General features: G+C 61.9%; 21 protein-coding genes. 8 read left to right on the forward strand and 13 right to left on the reverse strand.

What is annotated here, in order from left to right; genetic code table 11:
• Positions 1 to 193: 193 nt before the first annotated feature.
• Genes AB7M25_RS24790 through AB7M25_RS24800 form a run of 3 tightly spaced genes read right to left on the reverse strand, consistent with a single transcriptional unit; the run spans position 194 to position 1,575 of the window.
• Positions 194 to 409 (reverse strand): DUF1289 domain-containing protein, encoded by a 216-nt coding sequence (locus AB7M25_RS24790; RefSeq protein ID WP_429385654.1) that lies wholly within the window; start codon positions 407 to 409, stop codon positions 194 to 196.
• Positions 406 to 930, reverse strand: a complete 525-nt coding sequence (locus AB7M25_RS24795) for a gamma carbonic anhydrase family protein (RefSeq protein ID WP_429385652.1) — start codon at positions 928 to 930, stop codon at positions 406 to 408. The genes AB7M25_RS24790 and AB7M25_RS24795 overlap by 4 nt, the downstream gene beginning before the upstream one ends.
• 45 nt (positions 931 to 975) lie before the next feature.
• Positions 976 to 1,575, reverse strand: a complete 600-nt coding sequence (locus AB7M25_RS24800) for a CoA pyrophosphatase (protein WP_429560258.1) — start codon at positions 1,573 to 1,575, stop codon at positions 976 to 978.
• 147 nt (positions 1,576 to 1,722) lie between these two features.
• On the opposite strand from AB7M25_RS24800, the gene AB7M25_RS24805 reads away from it, so the two are divergent.
• From AB7M25_RS24805 to nagE, 7 genes are all read left to right on the forward strand, one after another.
• Positions 1,723 to 2,274, forward strand: a complete 552-nt coding sequence (locus AB7M25_RS24805; RefSeq protein WP_429385648.1) for an NUDIX hydrolase — start codon at positions 1,723 to 1,725, stop codon at positions 2,272 to 2,274.
• 122 nt (positions 2,275 to 2,396) lie between these two features.
• Positions 2,397 to 2,900: a L,D-transpeptidase family protein gene (locus AB7M25_RS24810; protein WP_429385646.1), complete on the forward strand. Its 504-nt coding sequence runs from the start codon at positions 2,397 to 2,399 to the stop codon at positions 2,898 to 2,900.
• A 284-nt stretch (positions 2,901 to 3,184) separates the two neighbouring features.
• On the forward strand, positions 3,185 to 3,916 hold the full coding sequence (locus AB7M25_RS24815) for a GntR family transcriptional regulator (protein ID WP_007973947.1): 732 nt from the start codon (positions 3,185 to 3,187) through the stop codon (positions 3,914 to 3,916).
• Positions 3,917 to 3,950: 34 nt separating this feature from the next.
• Positions 3,951 to 5,057 carry an N-acetylglucosamine-6-phosphate deacetylase gene (gene nagA, locus AB7M25_RS24820; protein ID WP_454238107.1) on the forward strand — a complete coding sequence of 369 codons (1,107 nt, stop codon included), beginning with the start codon at positions 3,951 to 3,953 and terminating at the stop codon, positions 5,055 to 5,057.
• Positions 5,038 to 6,060, forward strand: a complete 1,023-nt coding sequence (locus AB7M25_RS24825; RefSeq protein ID WP_429517671.1) for an SIS domain-containing protein — start codon at positions 5,038 to 5,040, stop codon at positions 6,058 to 6,060. The genes nagA and AB7M25_RS24825 overlap by 20 nt, the downstream gene beginning before the upstream one ends.
• Before the next feature lie 152 nt (positions 6,061 to 6,212).
• A complete protein-coding gene (gene ptsP, locus AB7M25_RS24830) occupies positions 6,213 to 8,729 on the forward strand; it encodes a phosphoenolpyruvate--protein phosphotransferase (protein WP_454238108.1) in 2,517 nt (838 codons plus the stop codon).
• A 40-nt stretch (positions 8,730 to 8,769) separates the two neighbouring features.
• Positions 8,770 to 10,485, forward strand: a complete 1,716-nt coding sequence (gene nagE / locus AB7M25_RS24835) for an N-acetylglucosamine-specific PTS transporter subunit IIBC (protein WP_454238109.1) — start codon at positions 8,770 to 8,772, stop codon at positions 10,483 to 10,485.
• A gap of 185 nt (positions 10,486 to 10,670) precedes the next feature.
• On the opposite strand, the gene AB7M25_RS24840 is transcribed toward nagE, so the two are convergent.
• Positions 10,671 to 10,982: an NGG1p interacting factor NIF3 gene (locus tag AB7M25_RS24840; RefSeq protein ID WP_429517665.1), complete on the reverse strand. Its 312-nt coding sequence runs from the start codon at positions 10,980 to 10,982 to the stop codon at positions 10,671 to 10,673.
• 5 nt (positions 10,983 to 10,987) lie between these two features.
• Positions 10,988 to 14,884: a phosphoribosylformylglycinamidine synthase gene (gene purL, locus AB7M25_RS24845; protein ID WP_429560262.1), complete on the reverse strand. Its 3,897-nt coding sequence runs from the start codon at positions 14,882 to 14,884 to the stop codon at positions 10,988 to 10,990.
• 285 nt (positions 14,885 to 15,169) lie between these two features.
• On the opposite strand from purL, the gene mltF reads away from it, so the two are divergent.
• The gene (gene mltF, locus AB7M25_RS24850; protein WP_429385630.1) at positions 15,170 to 16,630 is read left to right on the forward strand and encodes a membrane-bound lytic murein transglycosylase MltF; all 1,461 of its coding nucleotides are present in this window, start codon (positions 15,170 to 15,172) and stop codon (positions 16,628 to 16,630) included.
• A gap of 90 nt (positions 16,631 to 16,720) precedes the next feature.
• Here mltF and pdxJ read toward each other — a convergent pair whose 3' ends face one another.
• From pdxJ to lptF, 8 genes are all read right to left on the reverse strand, one after another.
• Positions 16,721 to 17,461 (reverse strand): pyridoxine 5'-phosphate synthase, encoded by a 741-nt coding sequence (pdxJ, locus tag AB7M25_RS24855; RefSeq protein WP_454238110.1) that lies wholly within the window; start codon positions 17,459 to 17,461, stop codon positions 16,721 to 16,723.
• Between the two features lie 50 nt (positions 17,462 to 17,511).
• Positions 17,512 to 18,201, reverse strand: coding sequence for a DNA repair protein RecO (recO, locus tag AB7M25_RS24860; protein WP_429385626.1), 690 nt, complete (start codon positions 18,199 to 18,201; stop codon positions 17,512 to 17,514).
• Positions 18,202 to 18,332: 131 nt separating this feature from the next.
• Positions 18,333 to 19,235: a GTPase Era gene (gene era / locus AB7M25_RS24865; protein ID WP_007973959.1), complete on the reverse strand. Its 903-nt coding sequence runs from the start codon at positions 19,233 to 19,235 to the stop codon at positions 18,333 to 18,335.
• A complete protein-coding gene (gene rnc / locus AB7M25_RS24870) occupies positions 19,228 to 19,917 on the reverse strand; it encodes a ribonuclease III (RefSeq protein WP_007973960.1) in 690 nt (229 codons plus the stop codon). Before rnc ends, era begins: the two co-directional genes overlap by 8 nt.
• A gap of 185 nt (positions 19,918 to 20,102) precedes the next feature.
• Positions 20,103 to 20,957 carry a signal peptidase I gene (gene lepB, locus AB7M25_RS24875; RefSeq protein WP_095964834.1) on the reverse strand — a complete coding sequence of 285 codons (855 nt, stop codon included), beginning with the start codon at positions 20,955 to 20,957 and terminating at the stop codon, positions 20,103 to 20,105.
• A 5-nt stretch (positions 20,958 to 20,962) separates the two neighbouring features.
• Entirely contained in the window at positions 20,963 to 22,762 is a 1,800-nt protein-coding gene (gene lepA, locus AB7M25_RS24880) for a translation elongation factor 4 (RefSeq protein ID WP_007973962.1), read from the reverse strand.
• A 171-nt stretch (positions 22,763 to 22,933) separates the two neighbouring features.
• Positions 22,934 to 23,995, reverse strand: coding sequence for an LPS export ABC transporter permease LptG (gene lptG / locus AB7M25_RS24885; protein ID WP_429385623.1), 1,062 nt, complete (start codon positions 23,993 to 23,995; stop codon positions 22,934 to 22,936).
• Positions 23,988 to 25,106 carry an LPS export ABC transporter permease LptF gene (gene lptF, locus AB7M25_RS24890; protein WP_429385621.1) on the reverse strand — a complete coding sequence of 373 codons (1,119 nt, stop codon included), beginning with the start codon at positions 25,104 to 25,106 and terminating at the stop codon, positions 23,988 to 23,990. Before lptF ends, lptG begins: the two co-directional genes overlap by 8 nt.
• Positions 25,107 to 25,432: the final 326 nt, after the last annotated feature.

A 25,432-nucleotide genomic window follows, 5' to 3' on the forward strand; every position in this document is an offset into this window, starting at 1 on the left:
GGGTACTTCATCTCCGGTACACAAATAACCTGTGGCGAAGCGCTTTTGTGGCGAGGGGGCTTGCCCCCGTTCGACTGCGCAGCAGTCGTAAATTCAGCGGGCCAGGTTGGTCAGACAGAATGTGATTGCAGGATTTGGCGCTGCTGCGCAGCGCAACGGGGGCAAGCCCCCTCGCCACAAAAGCGCGACCGACTTAGTTATTGGATTTGGTGGGCAACATCCACACCAGCCCACTGGCCTTGGCCCGCTCATGACACAACCCCAGCACCTTGCGTCGTTCGTCGTTGGTCATGCGGCTCCAACGGGTGATTTCCTCAACCGTACGCTGGCAACCGGTGCAGATATCATCGTCATCCAGCGCACAAATACTCACGCAGGGCGATGCCACCGGGCGTTCGGGCGTGCTCATTCTTCCTGCTCGACCAGATCGCGGGCATAACGCTGCGAGTTGTGCACATAGTGCGCAGCGCTGGCTTCCAGCATCTTGATTTGCGGTTCGGTCAATTCGCGCACCACTTTGCCTGGCGAACCCATGACCAGCGACCCGTCCGGAATCTCCTTGCCTTCGCCGATCAGCGAATTGGCGCCGATGATGCAGTTCTTGCCGATCTTCGCGCCATTGAGAATCACCGCGTTGATGCCGATCAGGCTGTAGTCGCCGATGGTGCAGCCGTGGAGCATGGCGTTGTGGCCTATGGTCACGCCGGTGCCGATGGTCAGCGGATAGCCCATGTCGGTGTGCATCACGGTGCCGTCCTGGACGTTGCTGTTCCTGCCGATCAGGATCAACTCATTGTCGCCGCGCAGCACGGCGTTGAACCAGACGTTGGCGCCCTCTTCCAGCTTGACCTTGCCCACCAGCACGGCATTGGGGGCGACCCAGCTCTGTGGATGGGTTTCGACACGGGCGTCGCCCAGGCGGTATTTCATCGGTGTTTTCCTCAGGGCTCGGGCGGTGCCATTCGAACGATGGCTTCAGGTATTGATAAAGCTTTTGGGAGGTTGATGCAGGCTGATTTTGGCGTCATACAGCAGGTTGATCAACTCGACGATCATGATCGCCGTCAGCCCCCAGATCTTGTATTCGCCAAAGCGATAGCTCGGCACGTACCAACTGCGGCCCTGATAGTCGATGCGATGGGTATGTTCGCGGGGGTCTTTGCGGAAGAACTCCAGGGGCACGCTGAACACCGCAGCGATCTCGGCATCATTGGCCCGGTATTCGACAAAATCCGGGATGACCCCGACATAGGGCGTGACCATGATGCCATGCAGGCTGATCAGCGGACTGAGCGGGCCGATCACCTCGACCAGCCCCGGCGGCAGGCCGATTTCTTCCTCGGCTTCACGCAGGGCGGTGAAAATCAGGTCGGGGTCTTCGGGGTCGCGGCGACCACCGGGGAAGGCGACTTCGCCGCCATGGGTCGACAGGCCGCTGGCACGCAGGGTCAACACCAGCTCGGGCTCGTCACTGCGGGTGATGGGCACCAGCACTGCGGCCTCGGGAAAACGACGATCGGTCTCCAGTGAGCGTGGAGTGTGGTTACTAACCCGATGCAGTAGCTCGTCCAGCATGAGTGTTCTCGATTTGTGCCTTACCCGGCATCATGCACCAATCGCTGCGGTCGCCCAACCCCCGCAACCGCCCCATGTCGCGAAACGACAACTTGCCGACCGGCACCGCCGCACGCCAAGATAGGCGCAGCATTCAGGAACCCCAGCATGAAATTTTGCAGCCAGTGCGGTAACCCGGTGACCCAGCGCATTCCCGAGGGCGATTCACGCCTGCGTTTTGTCTGCGACAGCTGTCAGGCCATCCACTACCAGAACCCCAACATCGTCGCCGGCTGTGTGGCGACCTGGGGCCGCAAGGTGTTGCTGTGCCGGCGGGCCATCGAGCCGCGCCGCGGTTACTGGACCCTGCCTGCCGGTTTCATGGAGAACGGCGAGACCATCGAACAGGCCGCCATTCGCGAGACCGCCGAGGAAGCCTGCGCCCGGGTGCGCAACCTGAGCATCTATACCCTGATCGATGTGCCACACATCAGCCAGGTGCATGTGTTCTTCCGTGCCGAACTGGCGGACCTGGACTTTTCTGCCGGCCCCGAGAGCCTGGAAGTGCAACTATTCGACGAAGCGGACATTCCTTGGGATGAGCTGGCTTTCCGCACGGTGGGCCGTACCTTAGAATGCTTCTTCGCTGACCGGCGGACCGAGGTCTATCCCGTACGGTCTGAATCGATCCCGCCGCTTGCTCAACCTGCCATAATCTGATGCCATATTGGTATCATTCGTAGTCGCTGAAAAATCGTCCGAACGCGGCCCGAGCCTTCGACAGCTCCTACATAAAACATCTATAAATAAATAGTCGCGACACCTCCTGGGGAATCGTTTCAATGCGCTGGTTGCTTGCCCTGTTCTGTTTGTCTTTCGTCGCGGTGTCCCAGGCTTCTGCCCTGGAACCCCTGGACGGCAAGGTCATCGAGAAAATCCTGGTTCTCAAGTCGTCCCATCAATTGCAATTGATCAATGACGGCAAGCCGCTCAAGACCTATCGCATTTCCCTGGGCAAGCGTCCCCAGGGGCCGAAACTGATGGAAGGCGACAAGCGCACCCCAGAAGGCCTCTACTGGGTCGACTGGCGCAAGGTCAGTGATAAATTCAACCTGGCGATGCACATTTCCTACCCGAACATCAGCGATTCGGCCCGCGCCCGTCGTGAAGGCGTCGAGCCCGGCGGCATGATCATGATCCACGGCACCCCGGACACCGAAGACACCCCGGAAGACCTGTTCCACACCCTGGACTGGACCGACGGCTGCATCGCCATGCGCAACATGGACATGCGTGAAGTCTGGAACCTGGTGCCGGACGGCACGATGATCGAAATTCGTCCGTAATTCCCTCGACCATTGGTCGGCATCAAAAAATAAAATCAAAAGATCGCAGCCTGCGGCAGCGCCTACAGGGTGAATACCATTTCACTCTGTAGGCGCTGCCGCAGGCTGCGATCTTTGTCGTTTTAAAGCCTACCGCTAATACCACTTAAAACCACCCGACCTCCAGCCGGCCACAATCGGCATATTCTTGTAAAACACCCGCGTTGACATGGTATGCAAGTGGTATTAGTTTCGCCTCACAACCGGGCGACAACAATCCTATATCCGCATCGGACATTGCCTACATGAACGACCTACAGGCCCTGCGCCCCGACGACACCCAACCCACGCCGTTGTACCTGCAACTGGCACGCAATCTGGAAGCGGCGATCCATGCCGGCCAGTGGAAAGCCGAACAGGCCATGCCGTCGGAGCGCCATCTGAGCGAGACCCTGGGCATCTCCCGCGTCACCGCCCGCAAGGCGCTGGAAGTGTTGTTCGAACAAGGCCTGATCCGCCGTAACCAGGGTTCCGGCACCTTCATCACGCCGCGCCTCGAACAACCGCTATCGCGACTGTCCGGTTTCAGTGAAATGCTTCGCCTCAAGGGTTTCGTGCCCGGTTCGCAATGGCTGGAGCGGGAAATCACCCTGCCGACCCACGAAGAGTTGATCCGCCTCGGCCTGTCGCCCAACGACAAGGTCGCGCGCCTCAAACGCCTGCGCAAGGCCGACGACACCGTGATGGCCATCGAGATGAGCACCCTGCCCGCCTCGATCATTCCCAAGCCGCAATCGGTGGGCGACTCCCTCTACGAATTCCTCGACGGCATCGGAAAGCCGGTGGTGCGCGCCTTGCAGCATATCCAGGCAATCAACGCCTCGGACGAGTTCGCCGCGCTGGTCGGCATCGCCCCCGGCACCGCGATGCTGCTGATGACCCGGGTCGGCTACCTGGAAGACAACACGCCCATCGAAGTCACCGACACCTATTGCCGCAACGACTACTACGACTTTGTGGCAGAGCTGCGTCGCTGACAAACAGCCGGCCGCTAAAAACCGAGATCCCGACATGTCCGAAGACAACATCCTCACCGCCCACGGCTGGGTTCGCGGCCGACTGGTCCACGCCCACGGCAAGGTCGTGTCCATCGAAGGCGCCCCCTGCGATCCGGCGGACAACGACCTGCCTTATCTGCTGCCGGGTTTCATCGACCTGCACGTTCACGGCGGTGGCGGCAAAGACATCATGGAAGGCACACCTGCCTTCGAAACCATCACCCGCACCCACGTGCGCTTCGGCACCACCTCGCTGCTGGCCACCACCATGACAGCGCCGAGCGAAGAGATCACCAGCGTGCTCGAAGCCGTCGGCGAATTCTGTGAGCAGCGGCCACAAGGCTGCGCCCGGGTGCTCGGCGTGCACCTCGAAGGCCCCTACATCAACCCCGGCAAGCTCGGCGCGCAACCCAACTTCGCCCATACCGCATTGATGGCCGAGGTCGAAGCGTACCTGGCACTGGCGCCGATCCGGGTGATCACCATTGCCCCGGAAATCGCCGGTCACGATGCCTTGATCCGCGACCTCAGCCGCCGCGGCATCCGCATGCAGATCGGCCACACCCTGGGCAGTTACGAGGAAGGCGTCGCGGCGCTGGAGGCCGGCGCCAGCAGCTTCACCCACCTCTACAACGCCATGAGCCCGCTGCATCACCGCGAGCCGGGGATCGTCGGCGCTGCACTGGCCCACGCCAAATACGCCGAACTGATTCCCGACTTGCTGCACGTGCACCCCGGCGCCATCCGCGTCGCCCTGCGCTCGATCCCGTGCCTGTACTGCGTCACCGACTCGACCGCCGCCGCCGGCATGCCCGACGGCGAGTACAAACTCGGCAGCCACACCGTGACCAAGTGCCTGGGCGGCGTGCGCCTGCCCGACGGCACCCTGGCCGGCAGCACCCTGACCATGGATCAGGCCCTGCGCAACCTGGTGAAAATCGGCCTGCCCATCGCCGAAGCCTCGCAGCGCCTGTCGCAATTCCCCGCCGACTACCTCGGCCTCACCGAACGCGGGCGCCTGCAACCGGGGGCCTGGGCTGACTGCGTGCGGCTGGATCGCTCACTGAAACTGACCGCCGTCTTGGTCGAAGGAGAAGACATTGACTTCAAAAATGCTTGAAGAGGCGCTGTCCTCGTTCGAGGCCGTGCAAGCCCAATTGCAGCAACTCGACCCGCAGATGATCGAGATCGCCGGACGCCTGCGTCGTCAGCCGCCGCAAGTGGCCATGACCGTGGCCCGCGGCAGCTCCGACCACGCCGCCAGTTACTTCGCCTACCTGACCATGCAGCTGCTGGGCATCCCGGTGGCGTCGTTGCCGATGTCGGTGGTGACCATGCAGCAGGCGCCGCTGAAGGTCAGCGGCCAGGTGGCATTCGCCTTCTCGCAATCGGGGCAAAGCCCGGACCTGGTCAACAGCTTGCGCCTATTGCGCAAGCGCGGCGCCTTGAGCATTTCGCTGGTCAATGCCGAGGACTCGCCGCTGGAAGCCGCCTGTGAATTCAGCCTGCCGCTGTGCGCGGGCACTGAAAGCAGCGTCGCCGCGACCAAGAGTTTCATCGCCACCCTGAGCGCCAGCGCGCGGTTGATCGGGCACTGGAAGGACGACGCCGAACTGCTCGAGGCCGGTTTGGCCTTGCCCGACGGCCTGCGCAACGCCGCGCAGCAGGATTGGAGCCCGGCCATCGACGCCTTGCGCGATTGCCAGCGGCTGATGGTGATCGGCCGGGGCGCCGGTTTCGCCATCGCCCAGGAAGCGGCGCTCAAATTCAAAGAGACCTCGGCGATCCAGGCCGAAGCCTTCAGCAGCGCCGAAGTCCGTCACGGCCCGATGGCCCTGATCGGCGACAACTACCCGTTGCTGGTGTTTGCCCCACGGGGCGCCGAACAGGCCGGCCTACTGAGCCTGGCCGCCGACATGCGCCAGCGAGGCGCCCGTGTCCTGCTGGCCGCGCCGGATGACGTGCTCGAGCGCGACCTGACCCTGACCCGCGCCGAACACCCGGCCCTCGACCCGATTCTGGCGATCCAGAGTTTCTACGTGATGGCCGCCGGCCTGGCCGTGGCCCGCGGCATGGACCCGGACCAGCCGCGGCACTTGAGCAAAGTCACCCGCACCCACTAACCCCCCCTTGTAGGAGCGAGCTTGCTCGCGATGGACGTTAACGATAACGCGTGTTTCCTGAATGAACGCGTTGTTCTCAGGTTCTTCGCGAGCGAGCTCGCTCCTACAGAGAAGCGCGTTGATCCGAATTGTATTTTTTATGAGACCGAGCCATGCATAACAACAATAAAGAGCTGACTTTAAGCGCCCCGCTCAGCGGCCCGGTGCTCACGCTCGCCAAAGTCCCGGACCCGGTGTTTGCCAGCGGCGCCATGGGCGACGGCATCGCTATCGATCCGCTCAACGACACGCTCCACGCCCCCTGCGCGGGTGTGGTGGTGCATGTCGCGCGCACCGGTCACGCGCTGACCTTGCGTGCCGACAACGGCGCGGAATTGCTCCTGCACCTGGGCCTCGACACGGTCGAGCTGCAGGGCCAGGGCTTCTCGATGCTGGTCAAGGAAGGCGCGCGCGTCGCCAATGGCCAACCCCTGCTGCGCTACGACCTGGACAAGGTCGCGCAACAGTGCAAAAGCCTGGTCAGCCTGCTGATCCTCACTAACAGCCAGGACTTTCAGGCGCGCCCCATCACCCTCAAATCGGTGAAAGTCGGTGAGCCGCTGCTGCACATCATTCGTCGACAGACATCGACCGCAGAGGTCGATGTCGAATTTGCCGGCGCAGATATTGTCGGTCACGTGCGCATTGCTCACCGTGGCGGGCTGCACGCGCGGCCGGCGGCGTTGATCCGCCAGACCGCGCAAGGTTTCAAAAGCAAATCGCAGCTGCACTTCGCCGGCAAGTCGGCCACCTGCGACAGCCTGATCGGCCTGATGGGGCTGGCCATCGGCGAGCAGGCAGAAGTCCAGGTCAGTTGCCAGGGCCCGGACGCCGAAGCCGCGCTGCGAGCCTTGCTCACCGCGTTATCCACAGCTCTGGCCGAAGACAGTCACGCCGCCGCGCCACCGACGATCGCCCAACGCAATCGCCCCGCCGAAGCCGGTGTGTTGCACGGCGTCTGCGCGGCGCCAGGCCTGGTCGGCGGGCCGCTGTTTCGCCTGAATGCGATCAGCCTGCCAGTGGATGCCGGCGATCATGATCCGCAACAGCAATGGCAGGTTCTGGACGCGGCACTGAGCCAGGTGCGCAGCGAAATCGACCACACCCTGGCCCAGGCAAAAAAACACAAGGACAGCGCTGAAGAGGCCATTTTCGCCGCGCACCTGGCGCTGCTCGAAGATCCGGCCTTGCTCGACGCTGCCAGCCAATCCGTCGACCAGGGCACGGCCGCGACCCACGCCTGGAGCCAGGCCATCGACGCGCAATGCGAAGTGCTCCAGCAAACCGGCAGCACATTGCTCGCCGAACGCGCCAACGACCTGCGCGACCTCAAGCAACGGGTGCTGCGCGTATTGCTCGGCGATACCTGGCATTACGACGTGCCGGCCGGCGCCATCGTCGCGGCCCATGAACTGACGCCCTCCGATCTGCTGCAACTGAGCCAGCAAGGCGTCGCCGGGCTGTGCATGGCCGAGGGTGGTGCCACCTCCCACGTGGCGATTCTGGCCCGGGGCAAAGGCCTGCCGTGCATGGTCGCACTGGGCTCGACGCTGCTCGATCAGCAACAGGGGCAACCGGTGGTGCTGGACGCCGACGGCGGCCGCCTCGAACTGACACCCGGCGCACAGCGCCTGGCCGACGTGCGCCAGCTGCAACAGCAACAGCAGCAACGCCGGGCCGAACAACAGGCCCAGGCGCATACACCGGCGCTGACCACCGATGGCCTGCGCATCGAAGTCGCCGCCAACGTGGCGTCCAGTACAGAAGCGGCAGACGCATTGGCCAATGGCGCCGACGGCGTCGGCTTGCTACGCACCGAGTTTCTCTTCGTCGACCGCCTCACCGCCCCGGACGAACAGGAACAACAACAGGCCTATCAAGCCGTACTCGATGCCATGGGCGACAAGTCGGTGATCATCCGCACCATCGACGTCGGTGGCGACAAGCAACTCGATTACCTGCCACTGCCCACCGAGGCCAATCCGGTGCTCGGCCTGCGCGGCATTCGCCTCGCCCAGGTCCGCCCGGAACTGCTCGACCAGCAACTGCGCGCGCTGCTGCACCTGCGCCCATTGTCGCGCTGCCGGATCCTGCTGCCGATGATCACTGAGGTCGATGAACTGCTGCACATCCGCCAGCGCCTCGACGCCTTGTGTACCGAACTGGGTCTGGCGCAGCGCCCGGAGCTGGGGGTGATGATTGAAGTGCCGGCCGCCGCGCTGCTGGCCGAGCAACTGGCCGAACACGCGGATTTCCTGTCCATCGGCACCAATGACCTGTCGCAATACACCCTGGCCATGGACCGCGACCACGCCGGCCTTGCCGCGCGCGTCGATGCGTTGCACCCGGCCCTGCTGCGGTTGATCGCCCAAACCTGCGCCGGTGCGGCGCAGCACAAGCGTTGGGTCGGTGTCTGCGGGGCACTGGCGTCCGATCCACTGGCCACGCCGGTGTTGATCGGCCTGGGGGTCAGCGAGCTGTCGGTGAGCCCGGTACAGATCGGTGAAATCAAGGACCGCGTGCGCCATCTCGATGCCAGCGAATGTCGGCGCATCAGTCAGGGCCTGCTCAAGCTGAGCAGCGCCAGCGCCGTGCGTCATGCCTGCCACCAGCACTGGCCTCTGAGCTAGCTCTTTACAAAAGAAGAACAAAAATCCAGGGAGATCCGCCATGTACCAACTTTTCATTGAAGGCCTGCAACGCCTCGGCCGCGCGCTGATGCTGCCGATCGCGATCCTGCCGATTGCCGGCCTGCTGCTGCGCCTGGGCGACACCGACCTGCTGAACATCGCGATCATCCACGACGCCGGCCAGGTGATCTTTGCCAACCTGGCGATGATCTTCGCCATCGGCATCGCGGTCGGTTTCGCCAAGGACAACAACGGTACGGCGGGGCTTGCCGGGGTGATCGGTTACCTGGTGATGATCGCCACCCTCAAGGTACTCGACCCGAGCATCAACATGGGCATGCTCGCCGGGATCGTCAGCGGCCTGATGGCCGGCGCGCTGTACAACCGCTTCAAGGACATCAAGCTGCCGGAATACCTGGCGTTCTTCGGTGGCCGACGGTTCGTGCCGATTGTCACCGGGTTCGCCGCCGTGGGCCTGGGCGTGGTGTTCGGCTACATCTGGCCGCCGATCCAGCACGGCATCAACAGCTTCGGCACGCTGATGATGGAGAGTGGCAGCATTGGTGCGTTCGTCTTCGGCGTGTTCAACCGCCTGCTGATCGTCACCGGCCTGCACCACATCCTCAACAACATGGCATGGTTCGTGTTCGGCAACTTCACCGACCCCACCACCGGTGCGCTGGTCACCGGCGACCTCTCGCGCTACTTCGCCGGCGACCCGAAAGGCGGCCAGTTCATGACCGGCATGTTCCCGATGATGATCTTCGGCCTGCCCGCCGCGTGCCTGGCGATGTACCGCAACGCCCTGCCGGAACGGCGCAAGGTGATGGGCGGGATTTTCCTGTCGATGGCCCTGACCGCGTTCCTGACCGGCGTGACCGAGCCGATCGAATTCGCCTTCATGTTCCTCGCGCCGCTGCTGTTTCTGCTGCATGCGTTGCTGACCGGCCTGTCGATGGCCATCACCAATGCGCTGAACATTCACCTGGGCTTCACATTCTCCGGCGGCTTCATCGACATGGTGCTGGGCTGGGGCAAGTCCACCAACGGCTGGCTGGTGTTCCCGGTGGGCCTGGCGTATGCCGTGATCTATTACGTGGTGTTCGATTACTGCATCCGTCGTTTCGACCTGAAGACACCGGGCCGCGAAACCAGCGCTGCCGCCCCGCCAGTGGCGATGGCCGACAATGAACGCGCCGGGGCTTACATCAAGGCCTTGGGCGGCGCCGAAAACCTGATCACCGTCGGTGCCTGCACCACGCGTTTGCGCCTGGACATGGTGGATCGCAACAAGGCCTCGGATACCGACCTGAAGGCGCTCGGCGCCATGGCCGTGGTGCGTCCGGGCAAGGGCGGGAGTTTGCAGGTAGTGGTCGGGCCGATGGCCGATGCGATTGCCGACGAAATTCGCCTGGCGATGCCGGCGCTGGGTCGTGCCATGGTGTCGTCGCCGGAAGCAGAAATCGACGCGCCTCCACCCGCCGCCGTGGCAACACCCGAGGCGCAGCAATGGCTCAATGCATTGGGGGGTGGCGACAATGTGCTGCAACTCGACTGCATCGCCATGACTCGCCTGCGCCTGCAACTGGCCAATGGCAAAGCCATGTCGGAGTGCGATTTGAAAGCGCTGGGTTGCCAGGGCGTGAGTCAGCTGGAAGGCGGTATCTGGCACCTGTTGGTTGGCGACAAGGCACCGAGTTTGAGTGATGCGCTGGAAGCGTTGGTCAATCGCAGTGAGGTCAGTGCCAAGGTTTAGATGTGGACCGCCTGACAGGCCGCCATCGCTGGCAAGCCAGCTCCTACAAAATCGAGACCTCGACTCCATTCCTGTAGGAGCTGGCTTGCCAGCGATGAGGTCCTGACTCTCACTGCAAAAATTCCAGGCATTAAAAAACCCGCTGAAATCTCTTTCAGCGGGTTTTTCATTTCAGCACCGGAGATTCAGAAATCCTCCAGCCGCCACACTTCATAAGCCGGTGTCTCGTAGGGATGGCTCTGTTTCAGAGCCGCCACCACCGAGCGAATCAACTCATCCGCCACCACAAGCTCAACCTTCCACTCCTCGACCCGCTCAACCTGCCCCGCCTCACCAATGAACGGCTGACTGCCGTCCAAAGGTCGAAACTGGCCAGTGCCAAGCACTTGCCACGCACAGTGGTCATAGTCCCCGATCCGCCCACCACCGGCAGCGAATACAGCGTCCTTGACCACCTCGACATGACTGTCAGGAACAAAAAAAGCGAGCTTGTACACGGCGCTTAGTTAACCCACACACGAGCATTACGGAACATGCGCATCAGCGGTGCATCTTCGTTCCAGTCATCGGAACGCCACGAGTTCTGCACGGCGCGGAACACACGCTCCGGGTGCGGCATCATGATGGTCACGCGACCGTCGCGGCTGGTCAAACCGGTGATCCCGCGCGGCGAGCCGTTCGGGTTGGCCGGGTAGCTTTCGGTGACCTTGCCGTGGTTGTCGACGAAACGCATCGCCACGCAACCGGACAGATCGGCCTCAAGCAGTGCTTCTTCGCTGGCGAACTCGGCATGGCCTTCACCGTGGGCGATGGCGATCGGCATGCGCGAACCGGCCATGCCTTGCAGGAAGATCGAGTTCGACTCCTGGATCTGTACCATCGCCACGCGGGCTTCGAACTGCTCGGAACGGTTGCGCACGAAGTGCGGCCAGAACTCGCTGCCCGGGATCAGCTCGTGCAGGTTGGACATCATCTGGCAACCGTTGCACACGCCGAGGGTGAAGCTGTCGCTGCGCTCGAAGAAGCCCTGGAACGCATCGCGGGCACGGCTGTTGAACAGCGCGGATTTCGCCCAGCCTTCACCGGCACCCAATACGTCGCCGTAGGAGAAGCCGCCGCAAGCGACCATGCCCTTGAACTCGTTCAGGTCGACACGGCCGGCCAGGATATCGCTCATGTGCACGTCGATCGCGTTGAAACCGGCGCGGTCGAACGCCGCCGCCATTTCCACCTGACCGTTGACGCCCTGCTCACGCAGCACGGCAACTTGTGGGCGGATGCCTTTCTTGATGTAAGGCGCGGCGATGTCCTGGTTGATGTCGTAGCTCAGCTTGACGCTCAGGCCCGGGTTGTCTTCTTCCAGCAGCACGTCGAACTCTTGCTCGGCGCAGTCGGCGTTGTCACGCAGGCGCTGGATCTGGTAGCTGGTCTCGGCCCACTGGCGTTGCAGCAGACGACGCTGGCCTTCGAACACGGTGTCACCGTTGAAGGTGATGCCGATCTCGCCATTGTTGATTGGCTGACCGATCACCGACACGCAATCGCCCAGGCCGGCAGCGCTGAACTGCGCGAGGATGTCCGGGGTGGCGTCCTGGCGAACCTGGATCACGGCACCCAGTTCTTCGTTGAACAGGATCGCAGCGATGTCGGCGGAGGAATCAGCCAGGCTGTCGAGGTTCAGGCTCAGGCCGCAGTGACCGGCGAAGGCCATTTCGACGACGGAGGTCAGCAGACCACCGTCGGAACGGTCGTGGTAGGCCAGCAGGTGACCGTCGGCGTTGAGGCCCTGGATCACGGCGAAGAAGGCCTTCAGGTCTTCGGCGTCGTCGACGTCCGGCGCCTGTTTGCCGAGCTTGCCGTGAACCTGCGCGAGGATCGAGGCGCCCATGCGGTTCTGGCCGCGCCCCAGGTCGATCAGAATCAGGTCGGTGGTGCCCTTGTCCATGCGCAGTTGCGGGGTCAGGGTCTGACGGATGTCAGTCACTGGCGCAAAACCGGTGACGATCAGGGACATCGGCGACGTGACGGACTTGTCCACGCCTTCATCGTTCCAGCGCGTGGCCATGGACATCGAGTCCTTGCCCACCGGAATGGTGATGCCCAGCTCAGGGCACAGTTCCATGCCGACCGCTTTCACGGTGTCGTACAGACGCGCGTCTTCGCCCGGGTGACCGGCAGCGGACATCCAGTTCGCCGACAGCTTGATGTCGGAAATCTTGCCGATGCGCGAGGCCGCGATGTTGGTCAGGGTTTCGCCGATGGCCATGCGGCCCGACGCCGGAGCGTCCAGCAGTGCCAGCGGAGTGCGCTCGCCCATGGCCATGGCTTCACCGGTGTAGACGTCGAAACTGGTGGCGGTGACGGCAACGTCGGCCACCGGCACCTGCCACGGGCCGACCATCTGGTCACGGGCCACGAGGCCGGTGATGGTGCGGTCGCCGATGGTGATCAGGAAGCTCTTGCTGGCCACGGCCGGGTGATGCAGGACGCGCTCGACGCAGTCGGCAATGTTCAGGGTCGACGGATCGAAATCGTCGCCCAGCTCGGCTTCACGCACCACCGAACGGTGCATGCGCGGCGCCTTGCCCAGCAACACTTCCAGTGGCATGTCCACCGGGCTGTTGCCGAAGTGGCTGTCGGTGACGGTCAGTTGCGGCTCGGCAGTGGCCTCGCCGACCACGGCAAACGGGCAACGCTCACGTTCGCAGATCGCCTTGAAGCGCTCGAAGTCAGCCGGGCCGACCGCCAGAACGTAGCGTTCCTGGGATTCGTTGGACCAGATTTCGTGCGGGGCCATGCCCGGCTCGTCGTTCGGAATGTTGCGCAGTTCGAAACGGCCACCGCGGTCGCCGTCGTTGACCAGTTCCGGGAAGGCGTTGGACAGACCGCCCGCACCCACGTCGTGGATGAAGCTGATCGGGTTCTTGTCGCCCAGTTGCCAGCAACGGTCGATGACTTCCTGGCAGCGACGTTCCATTTCCGGGTTTTCGCGCTGAACCGAAGCGAAGTCCAGGTCCGCCGAGCTGGTGCCGGTGGCCATGGAGGAAGCCGCGCCGCCGCCCAGGCCGATCAGCATCGCCGGGCCACCGAGCACGATCAGCTTGGAGCCGACGACGATCTCGCCTTTCTTGACGTGTTCTTCGCGGATGTTGCCCATGCCGCCTGCCAGCATGATCGGCTTGTGGTAGCCGCGAACTTCGTCACCGTGTGGCGTGGTGATCGATTGCTCGAAGGTACGGAAGTAACCGGTCAGTGCCGGACGGCCGAATTCGTTGTTGAACGCGGCGCCGCCCAATGGGCCTTCGATCATGATGTCCAGCGCGGTAACGATGCGCTCAGGCTTGCCGTACGGCACTTCCCACGGCTGTTCGAAGCCCGGGATCTGCAGGTTGGACACCGTGAAACCGGTCAGGCCGGCCTTTGGCTTGGCGCCACGACCAGTCGCGCCTTCGTCACGGATCTCGCCACCGGAACCGGTGGATGCGCCCGGGAACGGGGCAATCGCGGTCGGGTGGTTGTGGGTCTCGACCTTCATCAGGATGTGCACCGGTTCCTGCACCGCGCCGTACTGGCGGGTTTCAGGGTCCGGGAAGAAGCGACCGGCCACGGAGCCGACGATCACCGAAGCGTTGTCCTTATAAGCCGACAGGACACCTTCGCTGTGCATCTGGTAGGTGTTCTTGATCATGCCGAACAGGCTTTTTTCCTGGCTCTGGCCATCAATGTCCCAACTGGCGTTGAAGATCTTGTGGCGGCAGTGCTCGGAGTTCGCCTGGGCGAACATCATCAGTTCGATGTCATGCGGGTTGCGCTTCAAGCCGACGAAGGCGTTGACCAGGTAGTCGATCTCGTCTTCGGCCAGGGCCAGGCCCAGCTCGGTGTTGGCTTTTTCCAGCGCGGCGCGGCCGCCACCCAGCACGTCGACGGCGGTCAGGGGTTTCGGTTCGGCGTGGCTGAACAGGCCGGCGGCCTGTTCGAGGTTGCCCAGGACGATCTGGGTCATGCGGTCGTGCAGACCGTCAGCGATCAACCGGGCTTCAGCATCGCTGAACTGGCCGGCCACATAGAACGCGATGCCGCGCTCCAGGCGCTGGATTTTCGCCAGGCCGCAGTTGCGGGCGATGTCGCTGGCCTTGCTCGACCATGGCGAGATGGTGCCGAAACGCGGCAGCACCAGAAACAGACGACCGGTCGGTTCTTGTACCGGAACGCTTGGACCGTACTTCAGAAGGCGCGCGAGCACCTGCTGTTCGTCGCCGGTCAGGACGCCGGTAACTTCGGCGAAGTGAGCGAATTCAGCATACAGGCCGCTGACAGCCGGAACCTTCTGGCTCAGTTGCTCAAGGAGCTTGCTGTGGCGAAAGGCGGAAAGGGCAGGAGCGCCGCGCAGGATCAACATCTTCGGGACAGCCTCGGGAAGGGGTGTGCTTTGAGGCCGTGCATTCTAGCCTAAACAGCCCGCGACATCACCCGAAACGCTACGCACGGTTGCACTCGGGTGTCGATCTGTGTTTCTGCCCCGAAAGTCAGGTTAACCGGGCGTATGACGACAGCTTATTTTTACTGTAACAAAACGCAGACAAGGCCCGTTCCTGCGGGGTTTCGGCCGAATTTGTGGTCTCTAGCAGACAAGCCCCTCGCTGTCGAGATATGGCGCCCGTGGTCCTTTGCGTATACTGCGCAGATGTTTTTCCCAATGGCTTTGCGTCCGCGGTACGCCAAATGGCTGATCGCAACCGGACTCTTCCTGATGCTCGGTGCCTGTGTTGATAAACCCAACACGCTCGAGCGCGTAAAGGAGGATGGCGTGCTGCGGGTGGTTACCCGAAACAGCCCCGCCACCTACTTTCAGGATCGCAACGGTGAAACCGGCTTCGAATACGAGCTGGTGAAGCGCTTCGCCGACGATCTGGGGGTCGAGCTCAAGATCGAGACCGCCGACAACCTCGATGATCTGTTCAACCAGGTCGGCAAGCCCAACGGCCCGGTGCTGGCGGCTGCCGGCCTGGTCAGCAGCGAAGAACGCAAGAAGCAGGTGCGCTTCTCCCACTCCTACCTGGAAGTCACCCCGCAGGTCATCTACCGCAACGGCCAGTCACGGCCGACCGACGCCAAGGATCTGGTGGGCAAGAAGATCATGGTGCTCAAGGGCAGCACCCACGCCGAACAGCTGGCGCAGCTGAAACAGAAATTTCCCGGCATCGAATACGAAGAGTCCGACGCAGTCGAGGTCGTCGATCTCCTGCGCATGGTCGACGAAGGCCAGATCGACCTGACGCTGGTCGACTCCAACGAAGTCGCGATGAACCAGGTGTACTTCACCAACATCCGGGTCGCCTTCGACCTCGGTGACGCCAGCAACCAGAGCTGGGCCGTTGGGCCGGGCGACGACAACAGCCTGCTCAACGAAATCAACGACTACCTCGACAAGGTCAAGAAAAACGGCACCCTGCAACGCCTCAAGGATCGTTACTACGGGCACGTCGACGTGCTCGGCTACATGGGCGCCACCACCTTTGCCCAACACTTGCAGCAACGCCTGCCCAAGTACGAACAGCACTTCAAGTCGTACGCCAAGAAGGAGAAAGTCGACTGGCGCCTGTTGGCGGCCATCGGCTATCAGGAATCGCTGTGGCAACCGGCCGTCACGTCCAAGACCGGTGTGCGCGGCCTGATGATGCTGACCCAGAACACCGCGCAGGCCATGGGCGTGTCCAACCGCCTCGATCCGAAACAAAGCATCATGGGCGGCGCCAAGTACCTGGCCTACATGAAGGACCAGCTCGACGACTCGATCCAGGAACCGGACCGCACCTGGTTTGCCCTGGCGGCCTACAACGTCGGCAGCGGCCATCTGGACGACGCGCGCAAACTGGCGGCCAAGGAAGGACTGAACCCGGACAAATGGCTGGACGTGAAGAAGATCCTGCCGCGCCTGTCCGAGAAGAAGTGGTACAGCAAGACCCGTTACGGCTACGCCCGTGGCGGCGAACCGGTGCATTTCGTGGCGAACATCCGTCGCTACTACGACATCCTGACCTGGGTAACCCAGCCGCAGCTTGAGGGCGACCAGGTCGCCGAGGGCAAACTGCTTGTGCCGGGGATCGACAAGACCAAGCCGGCTCAAGAGCCAGCGCCCCTGTAGGAGCGAGCTTGCTCGCGATGGTGGGTAACGATAACGCGGGCTTTCTGAATGAACGCGGTGCTCTCAAGTCCATCGCGAGCAAGCTCGCTCCTACCGGGCAGCCGCCAGAATCAGCGCCTTCATCTCCGACACCGCCGACTTGAAGCCAACGAACAACGCATGGGCCACCAGCGCATGCCCGATGTTCAGCTCGTTGATGCCCTTGATCGCCGCCACGGCTTCAACGTTGTGATAATGCAGGCCATGCCCGGCATTGACGATCAGGCCCCGGGCCAGGCCGAAGGCCACGCCATCGGCGACACGCTTGAGTTCTTCGGCGACTTCGGTCGGTGTCTCGGCATCGGCATAACGCCCGGTGTGCAGTTCGATGGCCGGGGCGCCAACACGGCGCGAGGCTTCGATCTGACGCTCGTCGGCGTCGATGAACAGCGACACTTCGGAGCCGATCTTCGACAGGCGTTCGACCGCCGCCTTGATCCGCGCTTCCTGCCCCGCCACATCCAGTCCGCCTTCAGTGGTCAGTTCCTGACGGGTTTCCGGCACCAGGCAAATGTGCGCCGGGCGGATGCGCTCGGCGAACTGCATCATTTCTTCGGTGACGCCCATTTCGAAGTTCATGCGGGTTTGCAGCACGTCCTTGAGCACCAGAACGTCGCGTTCCTGAATGTGCCGGCGGTCTTCGCGCAGGTGCACGGTGATGCCGTCAGCGCCCGCCTCTTCCGCGTCCAGCGCTGCCTTGACCGGGTCCGGATAACGGGTGCCCCGGGCCTGACGCAGGGTGGCAACGTGGTCGATGTTCACGCCAAGAAGAATACGGGTGCTGGTGGTCACGGAAAGCGCTCCAGAAGAAGAGAAAGTTCGGTGCACAGCATACGGTGTGATCAGGGCTTGCGAAACAGCTCGCGACTGACAAGTGGACGGCCGCCCAGGTGTACGGCCAACGCCTGGCGCATCAAGCGCTTGGCGGCAGACAAAGCGCCGGGGGCCGACCAGTCGGCCTCTGCCATGGCCAGCAGTTCGGTGCCGTTGAACAGACCCGGTTGCAGCAGGTAGACCCGCTCCAGCCCGGCATCCACTTGCAAACGGTAGAGGCCGTCCGGTGCGATGGGCTGATCGTGAATATCAGTCGTCAGGGAAAACCCGTAGCCGAGGTCATCAAGCAAGCGCCATTCGAAGGAGCGCAGCAAGGGCTCCAGCGGTCGACCTTCGGCCAGGGCCAGCAAGGTGGCGGCGTAATGATCGAACACCGAAGGGAGCGGATCTTCAGCGGGCAACAGGCGAATCAGCAGCTCATTGAGGTAAAGACCGCTGAACAGCGCCTCGCCATTGAGCCAGGTGGAAACACCGGCACTTTCCATGCGCCCGACGTTCTTCAGCTCGCCCTTGCCCCGGAACTCGACCTCCAATGGCACGAATGGCCGCGCCAGCGTCCCGGCCTTGCCCCGCGCACTGCGCAACACCGCCCGCAGCCGGCCTTGCGGCGTCAGGAAATCCACCAGCGCACTGTTTTCACGGTAGGCGCGCGAGTGGAGGACGTAGGCAGGTTGGGCGATGGGCGGGGTTGAGGACATCAAGTCTCACATACTGTAGGAGCGAGCTTGCTCGCGATGGTGGATAACGATAACGCGGGCTTTCTGAATGAACGCGGCGCTCTCAAGTCCATCGCGAGCAAGCTCGCTCCTACAGGGGGGCTTTCGGGGTATTACAGGTCGCCGTAACCCAGCGAACGCAGCGCACGCTCGTCATCGGACCAGCCGCCCTTAACCTTGACCCACAGGTTGAGCATGATCTTGGAGTCGAACAGCAGCTCCATGTCCTTGCGCGCTTCGGTGCCGATACGCTTGATGCGCTCGCCCTTGTCGCCAATGATGATTTTCTTCTGGCCATCGCGCTCGACGAGGATCAAGGCATGGATGTGCAGGGTCTTGCCCTGCTGCTTGAACTCTTCGATTTCAACGGTGATCTGGTACGGCAGCTCGGCGCCCATCTGGCGCATGATTTTCTCGCGCACAAGCTCCGCGGCGAGGAAACGGCTGCTGCGGTCGGTGATCTGGTCTTCCGGGAAGAAGTGATCGTTTTCCGGCAAGTGCTCGGCAATCACCCGCTCCAGTGCATCGAGGTTGTGCCCGTGTTGCGCGGAAATCGGGATGATCTGCGCATTCGGCAACTGCTCCTGCAACCAGCTCAGGTGTGGCATCAGCTCGGCTTTGTCTTCGATGCGATCGGTCTTGTTCAGCGCCACGATCAGTGGGCCGGTCACGTACTGGACGCGCTCGAGCACCATCTGGTCTTCTTCGGTCCACTTGGTGCGATCGACCACGAAGATCACCACGTCGACGTCTTTCAACGCCGCCGAAGCGGTCTTGTTCATGTAGCGGTTCAGGGCCTTTTCGCCACCCTTGTGCATACCGGGGGTGTCGACGTAGATCGCCTGCACGTCGCCCTCGGTCTTGATACCGAGCATGTTGTGACGGGTGGTTTGCGGCTTGCGCGAGGTGATCGCCAGCTTCTGACCCAGGATGTGGTTCAGCAGCGTGGACTTGCCCACGTTCGGACGGCCGACGATGGCAACATAGCCACAGCGCGTTGCGTTTGTATCAGTCATTGCCATTCTCCACACCCAGGGCAATCAGTGCTGCGGCGGCCGCTACCTGTTCGGCAATACGACGGCTCACACCCTGACCTCGGCTTTTTTCATTCAGTAAGATGATTTCGCATTCGACGAAGAACGTCCGGCAATGCGGCTCACCCTGGATATCCACCACTTCGTAACGCGGCAGCTCACAACCACGGGACTGCAGGAACTCTTGCAGGCGGGTCTTCGGATCTTTGTTGGTGTCGACCAGCGTCAGGCCTTCGAACTCTCCGGCCAGCCAGGCGAGCACACGCTCGCGGGCCACTTCCATGCCGGCATCGAGGTAGATCGCACCGATCAGCGCTTCGAGGGCATCGGCCAGAATCGACTCGCGACGGAAGCCGCCGCTTTTCAGCTCACCGGAGCCCAGGCGCAGGTATTCGCCCAGATCGAAACCACGGGCCAGTACGGCCAGGGTCTCACCTTTCACCAGACGTGCGCGCAAACGCGACAACTGGCCTTCGCGGGCCAGCGGGAAACGCTCGAACAACGCCTCGCCGGCGACGAAGTTGAGGATGGCGTCACCGAGGAATTCCAGGCGCTCGTTGTTACGCCCGGCAAAGCTGCGGTGAGTCAGGGCCAGGACCATCAGTTCCTGATCCTTGAAGGTGTAGCCGAGCTGACGCTCTAGACGGCTTAAGGAGACGCTCACGGTTTACCCACGCTGAGTTCGTGGTTCGATTGCACTGCCATCGCCGTGAGGCGGCGCAGGCTTGGGACAATTAACGCTGTGTTCAAAAATAACGTCCTGAATATCATTGGCTTCATGCTTTTTCCGTCACCTTCTTCAGGTTCCAGAAATGCATTCGGCGCTGTGTTCAACAGCGCCGTGTTTGATTACTTGATCAGGCCAACCCGCGAGAAATTCGGCAGGTGACTGAGTTTGGGTTCCGGCCAGCTCATCCAGACCGCGAAGGCCTTGCCGACGATATTCTTGTCGGGAACCATGCCCAGCAGATCCTTGGGAATGCTCGGATCATCCCAGTAGCGACTGTCGTTCGAGTTGTCGCGGTTGTCGCCCATCATGAAGTAGTGCCCGGCCGGCACGGTCCACGAATGGTCCGGCATGGCGCGGTAGCGGCTCATCTCTTTACGGATCATGTGCTCGGCGACGCCGAGTTTTTCCTTGTAGAGTTCGGCGCTGCCCAGCGTGCCCGGCTCGGAGCCGACCAGTTGCTCGGCAATCGACTGACCGTTGACGAACAGGCGCTTGTCCGCGGTGTAGCGAACCGTGTCGCCCGGCAAGCCAACCACACGCTTGATGTAGTTGACGTTCGGATCGCTCGGGTAGCGGAATACCATCACATCGCCGCGCTGCGGATCACCGACTTCGATGACTTTCTTGTCGATCACCGGCAAGCGGATCCCGTAGGAAAACTTGCTCACCAGGATGAAGTCGCCGACATCCAGGGTTGGCTTCATCGAACCGGAAGGAATCTGGAACGGTTCCACCAGGAACGAACGCAGCACCAGCACGATGAACAACACCGGGAAGAACGACTTGCCGTATTCGACCAGCAGCGGCTCTTTGTTCAGCTGCTCGACCACGACCATGTCAGGCTGGCTGACGCTGCCCTGATAGGAGGCGATGGCGGCACGCCGACGCGGGGCCAGGATCAACAGATCGAGCAACGCCAACAGGCCGCAGACAAATACGGCGATGACCAGCAACAGCGGGAAATTTAGTGACATAGGACCTAACTATCCAACCTGAGCACTGCAAGGAAGGCTTCCTGTGGAATTTCCACGTTGCCGACCTGCTTCATGCGTTTCTTACCGGCCTTTTGCTTTTCCAGCAGCTTTTTCTTACGGCTGACGTCACCACCGTAGCATTTGGCCAATACGTTCTTTCTGAGCGCCTTGACGGTTGTCCGCGCCACAATCTGCCCGCCAATGGCGGCCTGGATTGCCACGTCGAACATCTGCCGCGGAATCAGATCCTTCATCTTCTCGGTCAACTGGCGACCTTTGTAGTGCGAATTGTCACGGTGCACGATCAGCGCCAGGGCGTCGACCTTGTCACCGTTGATCAGCACGTCCAGTTTCACCAGGCTGGCCGATTGGTAACGATCGAAATGGTAGTCCAGAGAAGCATAGCCGCGACTGGTGGATTTCAGGCGATCGAAGAAGTCCAGCACCACTTCGTTCATCGGCAAGTCGTAGGTCACTTGTACCTGAGAGCCGAGGAACAGCATGTCGACCTGTACACCGCGTTTTTCGATGCACAGGGTAATGACGTTGCCCAGGTGCTCTTGCGGCACAAGAATATTGGCACGCACGATCGGCTCGCGCATGTCTTCGATGGCAGACAGGTCCGGCAGTTTCGACGGGTTATCGACGTAGATCGTCTCGCCGGTCTTGAGCAACAGCTCGAAGATTACCGTCGGCGCCGTGGTGATCAGGTCCAGGTTGTACTCGCGCTCCAGGCGCTCCTGGATGATTTCCATGTGCAGCATGCCGAGGAAGCCGCAACGGAAGCCGAAGCCCAGGGCGTCGGAGCTTTCCGGCGTGTATTGCAGCGACGAATCGTTGAGGGTGAGCTTTTGCAGCGCCTCGCGGAAGTCTTCGAAGTCGTCGGAGCTGACCGGGAACAGGCCGGCGTACACCTGCGGCTGAATGCGCTTGAAGCCTGGCAGCACGTCGACGTCCGGCGTCGAGCTCAAGGTCAGGGTATCGCCCACTGGCGCACCGTGAATGTCCTTGATACTGGCGATGATGAAGCCCACTTCGCCGGCCTTCAGGTCAACGGTCGGGGTGTGTTTCGGGTTGAAGACACCGACGCTGTCCACCAGGTGGATCTTGCCGGTGGACTTGACCAGGATCTTGTCGCCCTTCTTCACGCGGCCGTGGCGCACGCGCACCAGGGACACAACGCCCAGGTAGTTGTCGAACCAGGAGTCGATGATCAACGCTTGCAGCGGATCTTCGATGTTGCCGGTCGGCGCCGGAATGGTGGTCACCAGGCGCTCGAGCACTTCATCGACGCCCAGACCGGTCTTGGCAGAGCAAGTGACCGCGTCGGTGGCATCGATGCCGATGATTTTTTCGATTTCTTCCTTGACGCGCTCAGGATCGGCCTGTGGCAGGTCGATCTTGTTCAGCACCGGCATCACTTCCAGGCCCTGCTCGATCGCCGTGTAGCAGTTGGCAACCGACTGCGCTTCAACGCCTTGACCGGCGTCGACCACCAGCAGCGCGCCTTCACAGGCCGCCAGCGAACGGCTGACTTCGTAGGTGAAATCAACGTGGCCGGGGGTGTCAATGAAGTTCAGCTGGTAGTTGATACCGTCTTTGGCTTTGTAATACAGAGTAACGCTGTGCGCCTTGATGGTGATCCCGCGCTCGCGCTCGAGGTCCATGGAGTCCAGGACCTGGGCTTCCATTTCGCGCTCGGCCAGGCCGCCACACATCTGGATGAAGCGATCGGCCAGCGTCGACTTGCCATGGTCAATGTGGGCGATGATGGAGAAATTGCGGATATGACTCAAATCACTCACGGATCAACACTCAAAAAGGCTGCAGGCATAGCCCGCCGAAAAATAGCCGGCAATTGTACCTGATCCACGGCACAAGCGTCACGTTCGCAGGTCAGACGGCACCTACAAAAACGCCCCGGTCTTGCGACAAGGGCGTATTTTATCGTCAAAGCGCTCGGAAAAAGCCCGCCATCAACCGGCCCGGCGCAACAGCCAGAGCCCGGCCACGGCACAAATACCCGCCGGCACCAGCACAGAAAGCAACGGAGGGAAGCCGAACACCTGGCTCGAAGGGCCCAGCAGATCCTGAACGATGCGGAAGGTGAAGCCCACCAGCACGCCGGTGAACACCCGTTGCCCCAGGGTCACCGAACGCAGCGGACCAAAGATGAAGGAAATCGCCATCAACACCAGGGCGGCGGTCACCAGCGGTTGCAACACCTTGACCCAAAATGCCAGCCAGTAGCGGCTGTTGTTCAACCCCTGGTCCGCCAGGTAGTGGATATAACCCCACAGACCGCTGATCGACAGCGACTCTGGCACCATGACCACGGTGCTCAGCAATTGCGGACTCAAGGCCACTTCCCAACGCTCGACCGGGGTCGAAACCACTTCAGTGCTGCGCTCGCGGAACAGCGTGGTCGTGACGTCCGTCAACTGCCAGTGATCCGTGTCGAACTCGGCGCGCTTGGCGAAGCTCGCCGACAGCATGTGCCGCTCGTTGTCGAAACGGTAGCGGGTCACGCCGTACAGGATGCCGTTAGGTTGCACCGAGTTGACGTGAATGAATTCATCGCCCTGGCGGTGCCACAAACCGTGCTTGGCGCTTTGTGCATCGCCGCTGCCCTGGGCCAGCGAGCGATTGGCCTGCGCGGTGGTTTCAGCGGGTGGAGCGACGTACTCGCCGATCAGCAAACCGGCCAGCATCAATACCAGCATAGGCTTCATGACCGCCCAGACGATCCGGCCGATCGACACGCCGGCGGCGCGCATGATCGTCAACTCACTGTTGCTGGCCAGGCTGCCCAGGCCGATCAGGCAACCGATCAGCGCGGCCATCGGCAGCATTTCGTACATCCGGCGCGGCGCGGTCAACAACACATAACTCAGCGCATCGACCAGGGTGTAGGTGTCGCTGACTTCACTCATCTCGTCGATGAAGGCAAACAGTGTCGCCAGACCAAGAATGATCCCGAGCACCGCCAGAATCGCCATGAACACGCTGCTACCAATGTAGCGATCCAGCTTAACCACGGGCCACCTCCAGCGCGCTGCGGCGACTCGCCCTCATCAAGTGCAAGGGTTCCCAATAGAGCAGGCCCAGGCCAATGGCCAGGAAAATCCCGTGCACCCACCACAAGCCCACCACTGCGGGGATCTTGCCCTTGTCGAGGGCACCGCGGGCGGCAATCAGAATGGTCAGGTAAGCCATATAGAGAAGAATCGCCGGCAGCAATTTGAGGAATCGGCCCTGACGCGGGTTGACCCGCGACAGCGGCACCGCCATCAAGGTCACGATGAACACCAGCAACGGCAGCGAAATGCGCCATTGCAATTCGGCGCGCAGGCGAATGTCTTCACTGCCGATCAACGTACTGGTCGGCATCGCGTCACGGTCGGTGACTTCGTCGCTGACTTCCGGTTTTGGCAGCAATACGCCGTACTCGTCGTACTTGATCGCCCGATAGTCGGCCTGACCCGGACTACCGTCATAGCGATAACCGTTATCCAGGATCAGGTAGCGGTTGCCGTCCGGACGAATCTCCTGACGGCCCTTTTCCGCCACCAGCACAGAAATTCCGCGATCCTTGTTGTTGGAACTGATGTTCTTCTGTGAGATGAACACACCGCCCAGGTTCACGCGATCATCCGACATGCGTTCGGTGTAGGTGACCCGGGTGCCGTCACGCAGGGCCTGGAAGCGCCCTGGTTCCAGGGTATCGAATTCGGTGAGGGCATCCTGCTTGTTCAGCAGCAGCTGAAACTGATTGGCCCCCTGTGGCGCCAGGCTCAGGCTCAGCCACGCGACGACGAGTGCAACCAGGGTGGCAGGAAACATCGTCATCCAGACCAGCCGCTGCTGGCTCATGCCGGTGGCCGAGAGCACGGTCATTTCGCTTTCGAGGTACAGCCGCCCATAGGACAACAGGATCCCGAGAAACAGCCCCAGCGGCAGGATCAGCTGGAGGAACCCCGGCATGCGAAAGCCCATGATCATGAACAGCGAGCCCGGATCCAGCAGGCCCGAGGCGGCCTGGGCGAGGTATTTGATGAAGCGACCGCTCATGATGATGACCAGCAGCACGGCGCTGACGGCGCTCAAGGTCAACAGGACTTCGCGGGACAGATAACGGAAGACGATCAAACCAGACACTCCAGGGTTGTCAGGCTAAGGCGGCCAAACAAGCAAACGTATCGGACAGCCCGCAAGACAGAGCCGCCGAAAAAAGATGGCGCATTATCCTGTGATTGGGTGCGCCTGTCACTGCGCAATGCATTGGGGCGCAGGGTGTAGGGGTGAGCTTGCTCCGGGCGGCGTTCCGACAATGGTCGTCAACGATAACGCGGGGAGCCTGAAGCCCCGCGGTGGCCTCAGGTTCTTCGCGAGCAGGCTCGCTCCTACAGGGCCGTCAATTCCATGAAGATCGTACAACCCGGGGTTGTCAGCCGCTGGTAGCGAGGTTCAAACTG

The sequence above is a fragment of the Pseudomonas sp. AP3_22 TE3818 genome (assembly GCF_053628995.1).